We start from the raw sequence: 15,079 nt of genomic DNA on the forward strand, positions 1-15,079 counted from the left end.
GTCAAAGCCCGCGCGCGACCAGGGGAGAAGACGGAAGCATGGTCCGCACGAACCGCGGCGCCGCCCGAAATCCGAGATAGAGCTCGGACAGAATATGGACGATGCCCGGCATGGGGTCGCTGGGATCGGAGGCGAAATGGACCATATGCGCGCGGTTCTGCCGCGCCCAGCTGCGCCAATGCGCGAGATCCCCGAGGCGCGCCCGCATGCAGAGCGTCTGCGCCAGAAGGATCGCATGAAGGGTGAAGTTGTCGCAGAAGACGACCTTCTCGGCCGGGTTCTCATCTTGCGCCTCGGCCGCGAGGCTTCGAAGGGCTTCGGCTTCGCCGAGCGCGTCCAGATAGGCCAGCAGCGGCAGAGGCAGCCCGCGGCGCAGATCGAGGCCGATCTGGTTGAACAGGCGCGGATTGAAATCGATGATCGCCCAGGCGCCGTCGTGCAGGATGAACTCGACCTCGAACAGTCCGAAATAGTCGAGCTCGCGGCACAGGCGATGGACAGCCTGCGACAATGCGGGGTCGGCCGGGCGCGACTCGTAGCACACGCCGACCCCCACCGGCCGTGACCGCTGGAGGATCTTGGTCGAGCGCCGGGTCACGAACACATCCGCGCTCCGCCCGATGAAGCCGGAGATGGAAACCACGCCTTCGCGCCCGATCTCGACGAACTTCTGGATCACCGGCCGCACCGAGCCGGGCTCGCGCGGCGTTTCATCGAAGCGGTACCGCTCGCGGGCGAGGAAGCGTGGATATTCCGCGAGGAGCTCTTCCGCCGAATGCACGACGACGCCCTTGTCGTTGCGCAGGCGATGGACATGGGTCCGCGGCTTGATCAGGACCGGATAAGGAAGGTGCGGCGCCCATTCGGCAAGCTCGTCCAGGTTCTGGGGATCCCAGCTCGGCAGGACAGCAACACCGGCGCTCGTTGCGGCCTGTTCGAGCAGCGCCTTGTCGAGGATGCGCCTGATCGTCTCGATCGGCGGCTGGTACAGCCGGAAATAGCGCGCGAGGAGCGGCGCGTTTGAACTGTAAAGCCAGACCAGCTCGTCGGAGGTCGGCAGCAGCACCTGACCAGGGTCGGACTTTCCGATCGCGAGCAGCCGGTCGAGATAGCGCATGCTGTCGCTTTCGACCGGCGCCGCATAGCGGCGCCCGACATGGCGCGACCATCCGGCCGGGCAGAAGCGGTGATCGACGATGACATTGGCGCCGATGCCGTAGCCGGCGAGGTGGCGCACGGCCGCGATCGTTCCTCCCGAGGACGCCGATCCCAACAGGACGGCGGGCCGTTTGAGAATGGGTTCTTGCATGCCAGGCCTCGATCGAGTGCAAGCCCTCCTGGCCGTCGCAAACCGCTTTCGCGAGTGGACAGCTGCCTCTAGAAACGCGGCAACATGCCGTTACGGCACGCCGCTCTCGGAATAATCCTGGTGGGGTCGGGATGTCCGGGAGGTCTTGGCGCAATTGCGCGAGCGTGGACGCAGCACGCGCGGCGTGAAAACACGCAGCGATCCCGGAATGGCACGGAGACGAGAGTGGAGATCTTCGAACCGCTCAAACGCGCAACCGGTTGCGTTTTGTGGATCCGCATCGGCGTAGAGTCACAGGCATAACCGAGGGCACCCGCGATCACCGAGGCAATATAAATATCAATATCTCATACAAATCCAGATTCTCGATTTTGATATTACAAATACATTTATCCGCATGAATCGTTAAGTAATATATACATTTATGATCAAATTATCGACATAACTTTCTGAATACTACTTAGCTGAGAAAAATAGAACCAAATAACACAAAACAACCTAACCGGGTCTGACGGGCGGTAGCCTTCTTGGCTGCGCGCGATATCGAAATTCGGCGCTGCACGGGCTCGTCGTGCTGGCAATCGCAGCGCTCCGGCTTCTACCCGAGGGGCGCCGAACAGCGCCGGCTAGGGGCCCGCATCGTCCACACGTCCTGCCATTTTATTGACGCGAACCCTTGCGAATCATGGAACCATCGAAAGCGACGGGGCGGCACGAAGCATTCGCGATCGGCAGATAAGATGCGTTATTGCGTCTTATCTGGCCAAGAACTCGTGCAGATGCATAAATGTGTCTTATTGCGAGGTCGAATGACTGTCCCGCCGATACTTTTCCAACGTTCAGTGCGCCGGTCGCGCAATGCAAAGAGTTGCCCCGGCGGCCTCCTTCAAACGGCCCAAGCAACGCAGCTCGCGAGCGGCTTCCATTGCGCTGGCCTATCCGCGGTCGCGGCCCGTGCCAGGATTGGCAGCGTCGGATCGGTCGCGCTGCTCACGCTTCTCGCAGGCTGCGCCCAGAGCAACGCTCCCGGACAGGTCTTCGACTATGCCCCGGTGACATCGGCGGCCGCTGCGCTTCCATCCGGCAGGACGACGGGCCAGCACGAACAACCGCGAGCCAAGCCTGCAACCGCTGTTCTGGGAACGCTCCAGACAGGCCCCGGTTACACCGTAGAAAGCGACGCCAGAAGCGACGGACGATACAACACCTACGTCTTTGCCACGGAGTTCGGCACCTACCCGGTGACCGGCGACGATCTCGCACGCAATCATCTCCGGGAGCTCGTCGCCCTGGACGCGCTCAAGAAACAGTCTTTGTCAGGGGAATTCGTGCACGCCGCCGGCAAAGCCGTCCTCAGCCCGATCCGAGGTGTCGTCAATACGGTGAGGGACCCGATCGGCGGCGCGCAAGGAACATACAGCAACGTTTCCCGGCGGGTCGGTTCGGTGCGGCGTACCCTGTCCGACGCTGGCGAATTCGTCACCACCTTCGGCAAGCCAGAGAAGCGACGGCCGGAGCGCGAGAACGAGAACTTGTTTGAGAAGTTCGTCGACAGACCGAAAGAGAAGCGGCGTCTGGCCGAGGCATTGCGCGTCGATCCCTACACTCATTTCATCCCGCTCTCGCGCGAACTCAACAAGGTCGCATCCTACTCGGCCGCTGGATCCTTCGGCGTCAACCGTGCACTTGGCTTCGTTCCCGGCGGAGCGGGTACCGTCTTTTCGGGCCTCGGAACGCTCGACATGCCGCCGGATGAAACGGCGGCGGTCAACCGCGAGCGCTTGGAAAAGCTGAACATCCCGGAGGACACGATCCAACGATTGCTGCTGAGCGACAAACTCACGCCGACCGAAAAGACACGGACGGTGGGTTTCCTGAGCGGCATGTCGGGCGCACCGGGCCTCGAGGCGCTCGCCTCCTTCGTCGCGTCAAGCGAAACAAGAGTGGACGCCTTCACGGCGCTGCAGACGCTCGCCTATCTCTCGGCACGTCCCTTTGGCAACGACGGTATCAGTGGCGTGGAAATCGTCGAACGCATTCCGGTCATTTCGGTCGGCGCGAACAGGAGAGTGGCTCTGTTCACAGCCGACGACCTTGCCTGGACATCGGAAAACGCGGCTCAGCTCTCGCAGCTCGGTACCGCACTGGCGAGCAGCAGCAATTCTCGGATCAGGAAGGAAATCTGGATATCGGCAGACGCATCCGCGATGGCAAGACGCGAACTGCGACGTCAAGGATGGCTGGTGAAGACGAACGTCTTCAGTCCGCAGGTCAGGCTCGCCGCCGATTAAGAGGCCGCTGCGCATGCGAGCGTAGGAGTCGATGACCGCGCGAACACGACGCTCTTGCAATTCGAGGTGGAACGGACAGGCCTATCGGTCACGCGCGACGCGGAAGCCGTTGGTGTAGAAGCGCACATCGGGCTCGTATTTGAAGCGCGCGGCCGAGCGCAGATAGCGCGGATCGTTGTTGAACGAGCCGCCACGCAGCACGCGCTCGCGGCAATTCGCGACCGTATAGGCGCTGCCATCGCGGGGCGCGCTGCGATAATTCTCGCTCCAGCAATCGGCGACCCATTCGGCGGCGTTGCCGGCCATGTCGTAGAGGCCGAACGCGTTGGGAGGGAACTGGCCGGCCGGAGTGGCGCTGCCGCGCTTCTGGTCGTTGCAGCCGAGGCAGTTCGCCCGCTCCTTCACCAGCGTCTGGCCCCAAGGGTAGGTCGTCGTCGTGCCGGCGCGCGCCGCGTATTCCCACTCGCTTTCGGTCGGCAGGCGATAAGGCTTGCCGGTCCGGGCCGAGAGCCAGGTAAGATAGGCATTGGCATCGTTCCAGTGGATGTCGGTGACCGGCCGCTTGCCGCGGCCGAGCCCGCGATCATCCGGCCGGTAATTGCAGCCGCCCTGGTCGACGCAGAGATCCCACTCCTCGAAGGTCACCTCGCGGGCGCCGAGATAGAAGCCGCGGACGGTCACTGGATGCACCGGCTTCTCGAATTCGTAGAGATCGTTCGAGCCCATCTGGAAGCTGCCGGCTGGGATCGCGACCAGCTCCGGGCAGCCTGTGCAGTCGCGCTGCGGCGCGCCTGCTGGCTGGGGCGATGCCGGCGGGGTGGCGATTGCAACGGCTGTGGCAGCAGGTGCAACCGGGCCGGCGCGATATTCCTGCTCGCGGGCCCGGGCCAGCGAAGCGAAGCGCCCGTTCGGAAAGGCATCGAGATAGGCGCGGTACTCCGCCGCGTTCCGGCTGTTGCGGATCGATTCCCAGAAGGCGAGATCATAGGCCGCATCCTGGGTTACGCCCGGCGTCTGCGGCGGCGGGATGACGGCGCGGCTGCCGAGCGCCACGGCGACCGGCTGAAAGACCGGCGTGACGACGAGCCCCTTCGGCGGCTCCGCCGAGAGCCAGACCTGCTGGCTGCGCCGGGTTTCGCGCGAAACCGTGTCCCGCACCTGCTTCAGCGCCTGCGCCATCTCCAGCCCCGGCGTCCGGATCGCCTTGAGCCAGGCCTCGACGGCGCGGTCGGGACCGCCCGGCAGCGGCTTGCCCGGCGCCGTCGGGAACAGCACCGCGATCCCCTCCATCGGTTCGAGCGGCAGGAGCCCCTTGGCCTTGCCTTGCCAGGGATTGTCGCGGCCGGCATCGAGGAAGATCAGCGCGCTCGCCGGCCGGGCGACGATCAGCGGATCGACGATCTCGTCGAGATCGACCGCGCCCTCAGCGCCGTTCTGCACCGACAGCAAGAAATTGCGGTTCCGCTCCTGAATGGCATGGCCGCTATAGAACACCACGGCCTGCGCACCGCGCCGGAGCTTGCTCGCGAAGCTGGCGATCGCCTGCCGCAAGGCGTTGCGGTCGGCATTCTCGACCGAGACGACATCGAAGCCGCCGGCGCTCAACACCTGCGCGACGGCGCGACCCCGCTGGGCGGCGCCCGCCATCGGCGCCTCCGGATAGGCTTCGTTGGCGATGACGAGTGCGACACGCGCGACCTCGCTCGGCTGCTGGGCAAGCCCGGAAGCGGCCAGCATCGGCAGCAGCACGACGGCGATCAGGACGCGTAACCAGGCCATCTTCAGACGAAAGCCCCCCAGCTAGCGGACATTGATCGTGATCTTCGGCGACATCACGGGCGGATCATGCGGCGTATGGGTGTAGTCGCCGAGCAGCAATTGCAGCGTGTGCCGGCCCTTGGGCAGGGTCACCACCACCTCGGTCTGGCCGTTGCCCAGATGGATATGGTTGTAGTCGGACGGGATCGGCTGGTCCGGCGGTCCGGGCTCGGTGTCGATCAGCAGGTGGTGATGGCCGGTCCGCGCGTGGTTGACGCCAGCCGGCGCGACGCCCATGCCGCGCAGGCCGATCCGCACAGTGAAGCGCTCGGGCACGCTCAGGCCATCGATCGGATAGTGGAAATAGACCTGCGCGCCCGGCGGCGCGGGTTGGCGCGCGGGCGTCTGCGCGACGGCTTCCGCGGGAAGGCCCTGCCACGCTGCCAGCGCGAAAAGGCCGGCGGCTGCGATGCGGGCTCGCGACATCACCGGCGCCTCCTCGCGTTCGGCCCGCCCGGCGCCACGATCACCGTGATGCGCTCCGAGATCACCGGCGGATCATGTGGCAGATGGTTCTCGTCGGCGAGCAGGAGTTGCAACGTGTGCCGCCCGTTCGGCAGGGTCAGCTTGTACTCGGTCTGGCCGCCGCCGAGATGGATATGGTTGAGATCGGCCGGAATCGGTGCATCGAAGGAAGGCGGCCCGACGTCGACCAGCAGATGGTGATGGCCGGTATTCGGCTTGGCGACGCCAGCCGGCGCCACGCCCATATTGCGCAGGCCGAAGCGGATGGTCGATGTCGGGTAGATCCGGTCGCCATCCCGCGGATAAACGAAATAGACAGCCGCATCGTTGGGCGACGGCGTGCGGGCAGCGCCAGCGCCATGGGCATGCGGCGCCGGCTGCGCAGCAACAACGGGTTGCCCATCGGCGACGACGCGGACCCGGATACGCGCCGACATCACGGGAGGATCGTGCGGCACATGCTCGTGATCGCCCATCAGCAATTGCAGCGTGTGTTCGCCGGGCGGCAGCGAGAGCTCGGCCTCGGTCTGCCCGCGCCCGAAATGCAGATGGTTGAAATCGCTGGGGATCTCGCGATCGAGCGCCGGCAATTCGGTATCGACGAGGAGATGGTGGTGGCCGCCATTCGGGCTGGCGGTCCCGGCCGGCGTCACCGTGATGCCTTCCGCCCCAAAGCGGATCCTGGCGTGGCTCGGGATCGTCGCGCCGTCCTGCAGGTCGATGAAGAAGACACGCGCGCCGGGCGCGGCAGCCGAGCGCGGCTTCTCAGGCGCCGCCGCCGGAACCTCGACCGTGATGCGCTCGGACATGACAGGCGGATCATGAGGCACGTGATTGTGGTCGGCGAAGAGCAGTTGCAGCGTGTGCTTGCCCGGCGTCAGCGCGATCTCGGCCTCGGTCTGGCCGCCGCCGAAATGGATATGGTTGAAGTCGCTGGGGATCGGCTGGTCGAGCGGCGGCAATTCGGTGTCGATCAGCAGGTGGTGATGCCCGCCATTGCGCGCCGCCTGCCCCGCCGGGACGACCTCCATGCCGGTGATCGCGAACCGCACCGTGAGCTTGGCGGGAACCTGCGCCTTGTCGGCGAGACCGATGAAGGAAAGACGCGCGGTGGCAGGGGCCGGGCTGCGCTGCCGGGCGCGTTCCTGCGCCGACGCTCCGGCCAGCGGCATCGCCACGGCCAGACCCAACAGCAGAAGCGCCGGCGCAAGGCGGAGCATCAGCGTCTTCCTTCCGCGAGGAGAGGGATGGAAGGCTAGCAGCGGAGCCAGGAGCCTTCAAGCAAAACACCGTCCCCTCGTGTCGATGACTATGCTTTGTTCTGGAGAAGGCCGGGATCATGCATTAGCATGACGTAGAGGTTGCCGGCAGCCTCTAGGGAAGACCCATGATTCTCGTCGCCAGACTCTGCGGCCTGATCCTCCTGCTGCTGTCCGGCCTCGCCATGGCCGAGACGCCGCCCGAGCGCCGCGTGGCGCTCGTCATCGGCAATTCCGCCTATCGCAACGCACCCGTGCTGCCGAACACCATGAACGACGCGCGCGACATGGCGGTCGCCCTGCGCAAGGTCGGCTTCGAGGTGGTCGACGGCATCGATCTCGACAAGCGCGGCATGGACGCGGCCCTGACGCGCTTCGCCCGGCTGGCTCAGGATGCCGATGCCGCGATGTTCTATTTCGCCGGCCACGGCTTCCAGTTCAACGGCGAGAACTATCTCGTTCCGGTCGAGGCGAAGATCGAGGACGAGGTCGGCGTCCAGTACGAGACGACGCGGCTCAACGACGTCGTCACCGCCCTGAACTATGCCAAGGGCGTCAAGATCATGGTGCTCGACGCCTGCCGCAACAACCCCTTCGTCGGCTTGCTCGCCAAGCGTCAGGCGACGCGCGGCTTCTCTGTCGGCTCCGGCCTCGCCCCGGTCCAGCGCGCGCAGGGCATGGTCATCGCCTATGCCACGCAGGCGAACGACGTCGCCGCCGACGGCGCCGGCCGCAACAGCCCCTTCACCGCCGCCCTGGTGCGCGAGATCGACCAGCCTGGCCTCGAAGTCGCGGCACTGTTCCGCCGCGTGCAGAAGAGCGTCTACGATACGACGGCCGGTCGCCAGACGCCGGAACTCTCGCTCTCCCTGCTGGGCGACTTCTACCTCAATCGCGAGGAAACGGATGCCGATGTCTGGCGCCGCATCCGCGCCAGCGACGATCCCACCGCGCTGCAGGCCTTCATCCAGCGTTATCCGCAGAGCTTCTTTGTCATCGATGCGCGCACGCGGCTCGACCTGCTCGAGCGCCGCTCCACGACCTCGAGCGAGCGCGACCAGCTCGTACGCGAATTCGCCGAGCGCGAACGCGCCTTGCTCGAGCGTCTGGAAAAGGCGGAACAGGGCCGGCGGCAGGCTGCCGACGATCTCGCCCGCAAGGATAGCGGCGACGCGGTCGGCGTTCCCGCGCCCTCGCCGGCTCCGGGTTCCGCGCCTGTCGCGATTGCCCCTGCCCCGCCCCCGCCGCGCGCCCAGGACAAAGCGGAACGCGCGCGCCTCGCCGACGAGCTCGCCCGCCGGGAAGCCGAGCTCGCGGCGATCGAGACGGAAAAGCAGCGCCTTGCCGAAGAGCGTCGGGCCGTCGAGCAAGCCATGGCGGCCAGGCTCGGCACGCCCGGGGCGCTGCCGCAGAACCGCTCGACGCAACCCGTCGCCATGCCGGGCGTGCCCGCGCGCCCGGCGGAGGCCCCGCCGAGAGGGCGAGCCTCCGGCGAGTGCGCCGAACTCCTGATGCGTGCTCAGCTCGGCGATCTCACGCCCGCGGCACGCGAACAATTGCGGCAGTGCCGCTGATGCAAGACGGCCGCGGCGGAGAGCCCGGCCCGAACTGGAGAGGTGAGGCATGACGGGCCTGGTCCGCTTCAAGATCGCCATGATCGGCTTGGCTCTGCTGGCAGGCGCGACCGCGGCCATCGCCCAGACTCCGCCACCCCCGACGCCCGTTCCTTTTGCCGATGCGCTCCGCAAGGCAGCCGATGACCTCTTCGGCAAGGCGACCGTCTCCGGAGACAAGGTCAACCTCGTCATCGACCCGCTGATCGACGCGGCCTCCGGCGCGCAATCGGCCGCGACGCGCTCGATGCAGGCGACCCTGATGGAGATGGTCAAGGCGAACTATCCGCGCTTCACCGTCCTGCCCTTCGACAGCGAGGCCCTGGCGAGCAAGCCCGTTGTGCTGGTCGGCACCTTCACCGCCGTCAACAACCAGGGCGTGGCGGACGGACCGCGCGACGCCTACCGGATCTGCCTGACGCTGGCCGATCTCAAATCCAACAGCATCGTCTCCAAGGGCGTCTCGCGTGCCCGCCCGGAAGGCGTCGACACGACGCCGACGCTTTATTTTCAGGACTCGCCGCTCTGGGCGAAGGACCAAGCGACGGATTCCTATATCAAGGTCTGCCAAGGCACGAAGCTGGGGGATCCGATCGATCCCGCTTATGTCGAGAAGCTGACCGCCAATGCGCTGATCAATGACGGCATCCTCGCCTATGAGACCCAGCATTTCCGCGAGGCACTGGCCTTCTACCGGGCGGCGCGCAAGCTGCCGGGCGGTGAGCAGCACCGCGTCAGGATCGGCACCTATCTCGCCGCCAGCAAGCTCGCCCGGCGCGAGGACATGGTCGATGCCTTCGGCGACCTGATCGATTACGGCCTCGCCACCGATCGGCTGATGGTGAAGCTGCTGTTCAAGCCCGGCACGACGCAATTCGTCGATGACCGCCAGATCACCGATCCCTATCCGATGTGGCTGAGCCAGATCGCGACGCGCTCCCGCCAGAAGGGCGCCTGCCTGGAGATCGTCGGCCATACCTCGCATACCGGCCTGCCCCAGGTGAACGAGCGGCTTTCGACCCTGCGGGCGCAATTCGTCATGGATCTCCTGCTGACGGGCGCGCCCGACAATCGCGGCCGCATGATCGCGACGGGCCGCGGCTACAAGGAGAACCTCGTCGGAACCGGCAAGGACGATGCCAGCGACGCGCTCGACCGCCGGGTCGAGTTCAAGGTGATCGGCTGCTGAGAATTCCGTCGAGAACCTCGCGCCCGATCGCATCGGGAATGCGCCAGACGACGCGCAGACCGATCAACGCGCCTTTTTTCGCCCGCAGTGCGCAGACGCTCCAACCGAGCACGCCATGACCAGTGACAGGCGGCGTATGACCGGTATCTCGCCCTGCCCTCCGCGGCTCTCCGCCGGGACGGCCCGGGCGAGCACCCCGGGCTGATTCCTGCCCCGAATCTGCTATCGCTTGCAGCGGCGAGCGCCGCAGCAGTCGCGCCCGCCTTGATACCCATGGGTGAGATGCGATGAGATTGCTGGCGCTCCTGACATTCTGGACCACGGCCATGGGAGCAATGCTGCCGGCCGCTGCCGCACCGCGCGAGCAGGTTGAGACCACGATCACCATGGCAGCTGCACAGGTGGCGGAGCACTATGTCGACGTGGTCGAACCCCGCAGCCTGTTCATGCATGGGCTGCGCGGGCTCGGAAACATGGCGGGGGAGCCCGCCTCTTCCCGAAGGCGCTCGCTCGACGCGGCCATGCAGGCCGAGGCGACCGCCATTGGCTTCAAGCCGCAAGCGGATCTCTTGATCGCCGAAATCATGCGGTTTCGCGCCGGCCGCGAGCGCGACGCAGCGCTCGCGGCCGCCCTGCGGGGCATGATGGCGGGTCTCGATCCGCACAGCCGGCTCGTGCTGCCGGCCGAGATGCAGCCGCCGCCGGCCTCGGTCGGTCTGGAGCTGACGGTGAAAGGCGGAGCGCTCACGGTGGTCCGCCCACTGCCCGGTGGCCCCGGCGAGCGCGCGGGACTTCAGGCCGGCGATGTGCTGGTCGGCATCGACGGCCGCCCGACGACGGGACTGCCCCTGCCGGAGGCGGTGGCGCTGCTGCGCGGAGCGCTCGGCACCAGCCCCGTGCTCAAGGTCGAACGGCCCGGCGCACCCGCGCCGCTCACGCTCCGCCCGGTGCGCGGGCCGGTGCAGGCCCCGCCTTCGTTGCGCTGGACTCTCGAGGGCCGTGTCGCGGTAATCAAGATCAGTGCCTTTGACGGCAATACGCGAACAAACCTGCAATCCGCGCTCGACGCGGCGGCTTCACGCGCCGGGGGCCCGCTCGAAGGGCTGGTGCTCGACCTGCGCGGCAATGCCGGCGGCCTGCTCGACGCAGCAGAGCAGCTCGGCGGCATGATGCTGCCGGCTGGAACCGAGATCGCGAATCTGCGCGGCCGCACCTCGGCCAATGCGCGCAGGCTCGTCTCCCGGCAAGGCGACATCGTCTCCGGGCTGCCCGTCGTGATGATCGTCGACAGTCGGACCGGCGCAGGCGCCGAGATCGTCGCCGGCGCGCTGCAGGACCATGGCCGCGCGCTCGTGCTCGGGCAGAAGACCGCCGGAGCGGGCACGATCCAGACCGTACTGCCGCTGCCGGAGGGGCAAGGCGCCCTCATCGTCACGACGGCGCGCGTCTATCGCGCGACCGGCGCCGCGCTGGACGGTGCGGGCGTCGCTCCCGATCTCGTGCTCGACGAGGAGAGCGGATTGCTCACGCCGCGCTCCGGCAGCGGGTCGAGACTCGATGCCCAAACCGAGAGCGAGGTGGCCGGCGCGGTTTCGGCGGCGCCATCGGGCACGGATACGGCGCTGCTCGCAGCGATCAAGCTGGTTGGAAGCGTCGGCAAGCCCGCGACCTCCAAGGCCGCGGCGCCATAGGATGCGCGCCGGCGGCTCCGGTCGCGGTCATCGCCGGGTCGATTTCGGCTGCGCCAGCTCGTAGCTTTCGCCGGAGCGCGCGACGATCCCCGCGGCGGCGAGCGCCTTCAGCGCCTCAGGCGCCCCGCCCCGGGGACGGGTCTCCTGAAGCTGCGACAGGATCTTCACCGCCCGCTCGCGCACGCCACGCGGCAGCGTCCCGTTGCGGACGATCTCGCTAAGGGAGGTCGCCGCTGCCGGCACGCCATGGCGTCCGAGCTCCGCAAGGTTGAAGAGGGCGCGCGCATAGTCGCGATCCTCCTCCTTCTCGGTGTTGAGCAGCACCGTGACGAGCCCGAGCCGGGAGCCGAGATCCCCCTTCGCGATCGCCCGCTCGTACCAGAGCTCCGCCTGCTCGGGTGACGGCGAGACGCCGAACCCGCGCTGATAGGCGACGGCCAGATTGTGCATGGCAGGGACATGCCCGCGCTCGGCAGCAGCCTTGAAATTCTCGAAAGCCAGCTCGAAATTCCGGGTGACGCCGAGACCGTGGCGGTAAGCGACGCCGAGATTGTTCATGGCGCCCGGCTCGCCGCGCTCGGCGCCGGCCTGGTAGTTGCGGAAAGCCTCCCGCGGCGAAGCATCCGGCAGCATCCGGTCGGCGTGGAGATCGCCGAGATGGCGATAGGCTTCGACCTCGCCGGCTGCGATCGCCATGTCGAAGTACCTGGCCGCCTTCGGGCCGTCGGGCCGTCCGCCGAAGCGGCCTTCACGATAGCCGAGGCCGAGCAGAAGCGCGGCCATGCCCCGCTGCGGTCCGTCGAGTCGCTGGACCAGCGCCTGTTCGGTCGCCGTCTGCATGTCGACGCCCTCGCGTTCGCGCCAGACCATGCGCAGCGCCTCGGCCGCGACCGTATTGCCCTGGCGGTTGGCCGCTTGCACCAGCAGCAGCAGCGCCCGGTCCCGATCGGGCTGGGGCGCGCCGATCTTGCCGTCGGTGATGATCGCCAGGAGCGTGCCGGCCGCCCAGCCATTGCCCTCAGCCAAGGCGCGCTCCAGCCAGCCGAATGCGCCGTCCGTGTCGCGAGTCTGCCCGTGCTCGCCGAAATAGAGGTTGCGGGCATGCAAGGTCATCGCCTCGCTGCCGCCTGCTTCGGCGCCGCGCCGCGCCCAACGCCCGGCTTCCGCCTGATCCTCCGGGTTGGTGCTACGCTCCCCATAGAGGACCGCCAGATTGTAGTAGGCCGGCTGATCGCCCGCGCTCGCGGCCCTCTGCCAGAGCTCCTGGGCCTGCACGGGATCCCTCGGCACGCCGCGGCCCAGCCTGTAGAGGCTCGCGAGCTCCGAAAGCGCCGCTACGCTGCCGAGATCGGCAGCCTGCTTGTAGAGCTCGGCGGCCCTGGCCGGATCGGCGGGGCGGCCCACGCCCTTCTCGGTCATCTGGGCGAGCCGAAAGGTATAGGACGCGTCGCGGGTCCGCCCGACCACTTTTTCGAGCGCGGCCGCGCCCAGCGTCGGGTCGGGCGTGCTCGTCAGCATGCCGTTGTTGACGAGCACCGCCAGCGAGGCCTGGGCCCGGCCGTCCCCCAGCTCCGCCGCGCGCATGTAGTAAGCGATCGCCCGGTCCATGTTGCGGCGCACGCCAAGGCCCTGCTCATACATCACGGCGAGGTAGCGCGTGCTGACGGCATCGTTCAGCGCAGCCCCGCGTCGGTATTGCGCCACGGCCTCGGCGGGATTCTGATCGGTGCCGAGCCCGGCTTCGAAGGCATGGCCGAGATCGGCGAAGGCCTCCGCCGTTCCCGCCGCCACAGCCTTGCGGAACCAGGACACGGCTTCGGCCGGGTCGGGAGCGACGCCCTGCCCTTGCTGGTATTGCCGGCCGAGCATGAGCATCGCCAGGCCATCGCCGCGCTCCGCCGCCTGCTTCGTCAGCGCATGCGCCCGCACCGGATCGGCCAGCCGACCGCGCCCGAGGCCGAACAGCTTGGCCTGTTCGAGCAGCGCCTCGGCGGAGCCGCGCATGGCGGCGCGCTCCAGCCAGAAATCGGCCTCGCGATAGTCCGTCTCAGCCCGGTCGGGTGTCGCGTAGAGACGGCCGAGTTCCACCATGGAGGCAAGGTTCTCGGCTGCGGCGTTCTCGCGCAAAGCCGCGATCGTGGCGTCCCTGTCCAGGGCCCGGTCGAAGCGAAAGCGCAGGTTCAGGCTGAGATAACGGGCTGTCGCATCGCGGTGTCCCACCTGCATGGCGCGGCGATAGAGCGCTATCGTCTCCTCCGTCGGCTTGCGGCCTTCCGGCAGGCGCTTCGCATCCTGCTCCGCCAGCAGGAACATGCCTTCGGCGCTGCCGGCCTGCGCCGCCTTCCCGTACCACTCCCGGGCGCGGCCGCCCGGCATCAATGCGTTCTGATCGCGCGAAGCCTCGAAGGCGCCAAGCGCCAGCATCGCGGCGATGTCCTTGCCCTCGGCCGCGCTGCGAAGGAGTGCCGCGCCGCGCTCGACATCCATGGCCACGCCCTGACCGCGCAGATAGGCCAGGCCGAGTTCGCGCGCGCCCGAGGCGTCGCCCTTCAGCGCCTTTCCGTAGAGGTCGAAGAGCTGTGGCGCCGCCGGCGCGGCATTGATGACGAGCGGCCCGGTGAGCGCGTCCTCGCTCCACGGAACCTGCCGCTCGCCGGTGGCGCGCGAAACGCGCTCGCGCACCTTGCGCATGATCACGCCGATATCCTGGCCCGGAATCAGCAGTTCATCGATGAAGGCGAAGGTGAAGGGGCTGAGCCCGCGTCCGCCGCCCCTGTCGAAAGCCTCGCCTCCGGGAGCCGAAGCATAGGCGAAGAAGGTCCCGGTCGCACGCGGCGGCGGCGCGAGCCCGGCCTCGCCGGCAGCGTCCTTCAACTCCGTTTCGGTGCGGCAGGCATCAAGGACGAAGATCGTCGAGCCTGCCTTCAGCCGCTGGAAGCGAGTGCTCAGCTCGGCCAGATCGAGCGTCTTCTGCCGGTGCGTCTGCGGATCCCGCTCGCCCAGCGCGAGAAGGGAAACGCCGCCGACCCTCCGGCCATGGCCGGAGAAGAAGAACAGCAGCGACTGGATCGGCGTTGCGGAATCGAGCCCGTCGATGGCGGCATCCACCGCCGCTGCGCGCGGATTGATAAGCGTGCGGACGTCGTAGCCGAGCCGTTCGAGCGTTTCGGCTGTAGCGCGCGCATCCCGTTCCGGATTGGTGAGGTTACCCTGCCCGCCATAATCCGACACGCCGATCACGAGCGCGATCCGGCGTCCCTCGGGCGCCTGCGCGAAAAGCGGCCCGGCCAGGACGGCGAGCAGGAACGCGGCCAGAAGGGCACGCATCCCCACAACCCGCCAGCTCGAACCGACGACACGATGACGGCGGGCCTCGACCGTGGGTATGCGCAAGTCCCTCATCTCAGCCAACCGAGCATGGTCCTGGGCGTGATGTTGGAATTT

9 protein-coding genes are annotated in these 15,079 nt (G+C 67.4%); 4 read left to right on the forward strand and 5 right to left on the reverse strand.

Annotated features, from left to right (window positions below; translation table 11 throughout):
- Position 1: 1 nt before the first annotated feature.
- On the reverse strand, positions 2 to 1,309 hold the full coding sequence (locus tag GGC47_RS11530; RefSeq protein WP_429068085.1) for an ATP-grasp domain-containing protein: 1,308 nt from the start codon (positions 1,307 to 1,309) through the stop codon (positions 2 to 4).
- A gap of 809 nt (positions 1,310 to 2,118) precedes the next feature.
- Between GGC47_RS11530 and GGC47_RS11535 the strand changes: the two genes are divergently transcribed.
- Positions 2,119 to 3,600, forward strand: coding sequence for a hypothetical protein (locus GGC47_RS11535; RefSeq protein WP_429068088.1), 1,482 nt, complete (start codon positions 2,119 to 2,121; stop codon positions 3,598 to 3,600).
- A gap of 81 nt (positions 3,601 to 3,681) precedes the next feature.
- Here GGC47_RS11535 and GGC47_RS11540 read toward each other — a convergent pair whose 3' ends face one another.
- The 3 genes from GGC47_RS11540 to GGC47_RS11550 are packed head-to-tail and all read right to left on the reverse strand — an operon-like array spanning position 3,682 to position 7,103.
- On the reverse strand, positions 3,682 to 5,379 hold the full coding sequence (locus GGC47_RS11540) for an SUMF1/EgtB/PvdO family nonheme iron enzyme (RefSeq protein WP_429068090.1): 1,698 nt from the start codon (positions 5,377 to 5,379) through the stop codon (positions 3,682 to 3,684).
- A 21-nt stretch (positions 5,380 to 5,400) separates the two neighbouring features.
- Entirely contained in the window at positions 5,401 to 5,844 is a 444-nt protein-coding gene (locus GGC47_RS11545; RefSeq protein WP_142022148.1) for a DUF4399 domain-containing protein, read from the reverse strand.
- Positions 5,844 to 7,103: a DUF4399 domain-containing protein gene (locus GGC47_RS11550; RefSeq protein ID WP_370954644.1), complete on the reverse strand. Its 1,260-nt coding sequence runs from the start codon at positions 7,101 to 7,103 to the stop codon at positions 5,844 to 5,846. The genes GGC47_RS11545 and GGC47_RS11550 overlap by 1 nt, the downstream gene beginning before the upstream one ends.
- A 167-nt stretch (positions 7,104 to 7,270) precedes the next feature.
- Between GGC47_RS11550 and GGC47_RS11555 the strand changes: the two genes are divergently transcribed.
- The 3 genes from GGC47_RS11555 (at position 7,271) to GGC47_RS11565 (ending at position 11,635) form a co-directional block, all read left to right on the forward strand.
- Positions 7,271 to 8,716 carry a caspase family protein gene (locus tag GGC47_RS11555; protein WP_051988073.1) on the forward strand — a complete coding sequence of 482 codons (1,446 nt, stop codon included), beginning with the start codon at positions 7,271 to 7,273 and terminating at the stop codon, positions 8,714 to 8,716.
- A gap of 49 nt (positions 8,717 to 8,765) precedes the next feature.
- Entirely contained in the window at positions 8,766 to 9,944 is a 1,179-nt protein-coding gene (locus GGC47_RS11560; protein ID WP_038363474.1) for an OmpA family protein, read from the forward strand.
- A 287-nt stretch (positions 9,945 to 10,231) separates the two neighbouring features.
- Complete coding sequence (locus GGC47_RS11565) at positions 10,232 to 11,635, forward strand: S41 family peptidase (RefSeq protein WP_142022150.1); 1,404 nt, start codon at positions 10,232 to 10,234, stop codon at positions 11,633 to 11,635.
- A gap of 27 nt (positions 11,636 to 11,662) precedes the next feature.
- Here the strand turns inward: GGC47_RS11565 and GGC47_RS11570 are convergent, their stop codons facing one another.
- A complete protein-coding gene (locus GGC47_RS11570) occupies positions 11,663 to 14,962 on the reverse strand; it encodes a caspase family protein (protein WP_185747960.1) in 3,300 nt (1,099 codons plus the stop codon).
- Positions 14,963 to 15,079: the final 117 nt, after the last annotated feature.

It is taken from the genome of Allobosea sp. OAE752, assembly GCF_050433265.1.
GTDB lineage: Bacteria > Pseudomonadota > Alphaproteobacteria > Rhizobiales > Beijerinckiaceae > Allobosea > Allobosea spartocytisi.

Bases quoted from the DNA above. Each gene is read 5' to 3' on its own strand.
- GGC47_RS11565 (WP_142022150.1), top strand. From the start codon at position 10,232: ATGAGATTGCTGGCGCTCCTGACATTCTGGACCACGGCCATGGGAGCA.
- GGC47_RS11555 (WP_051988073.1), top strand. From the start codon at position 7,271: ATGATTCTCGTCGCCAGACTCTGCGGCCTGATCCTCCTGCTGCTGTCC.
- GGC47_RS11535 (WP_429068088.1), top strand. From the start codon at position 2,119: ATGACTGTCCCGCCGATACTTTTCCAACGTTCAGTGCGCCGGTCGCGC.
- GGC47_RS11570 (WP_185747960.1), bottom strand. From the start codon at position 14,962: ATGCGTGCCCTTCTGGCCGCGTTCCTGCTCGCCGTCCTGGCCGGGCCG.
- GGC47_RS11545 (WP_142022148.1), bottom strand. From the start codon at position 5,844: ATGTCGCGAGCCCGCATCGCAGCCGCCGGCCTTTTCGCGCTGGCAGCG.
- GGC47_RS11530 (WP_429068085.1), bottom strand. From the start codon at position 1,309: ATGCAAGAACCCATTCTCAAACGGCCCGCCGTCCTGTTGGGATCGGCG.
- GGC47_RS11550 (WP_370954644.1), bottom strand. From the start codon at position 7,103: ATGCTCCGCCTTGCGCCGGCGCTTCTGCTGTTGGGTCTGGCCGTGGCG.
- GGC47_RS11540 (WP_429068090.1), bottom strand. From the start codon at position 5,379: ATGGCCTGGTTACGCGTCCTGATCGCCGTCGTGCTGCTGCCGATGCTG.
- GGC47_RS11560 (WP_038363474.1), top strand. From the start codon at position 8,766: ATGACGGGCCTGGTCCGCTTCAAGATCGCCATGATCGGCTTGGCTCTG.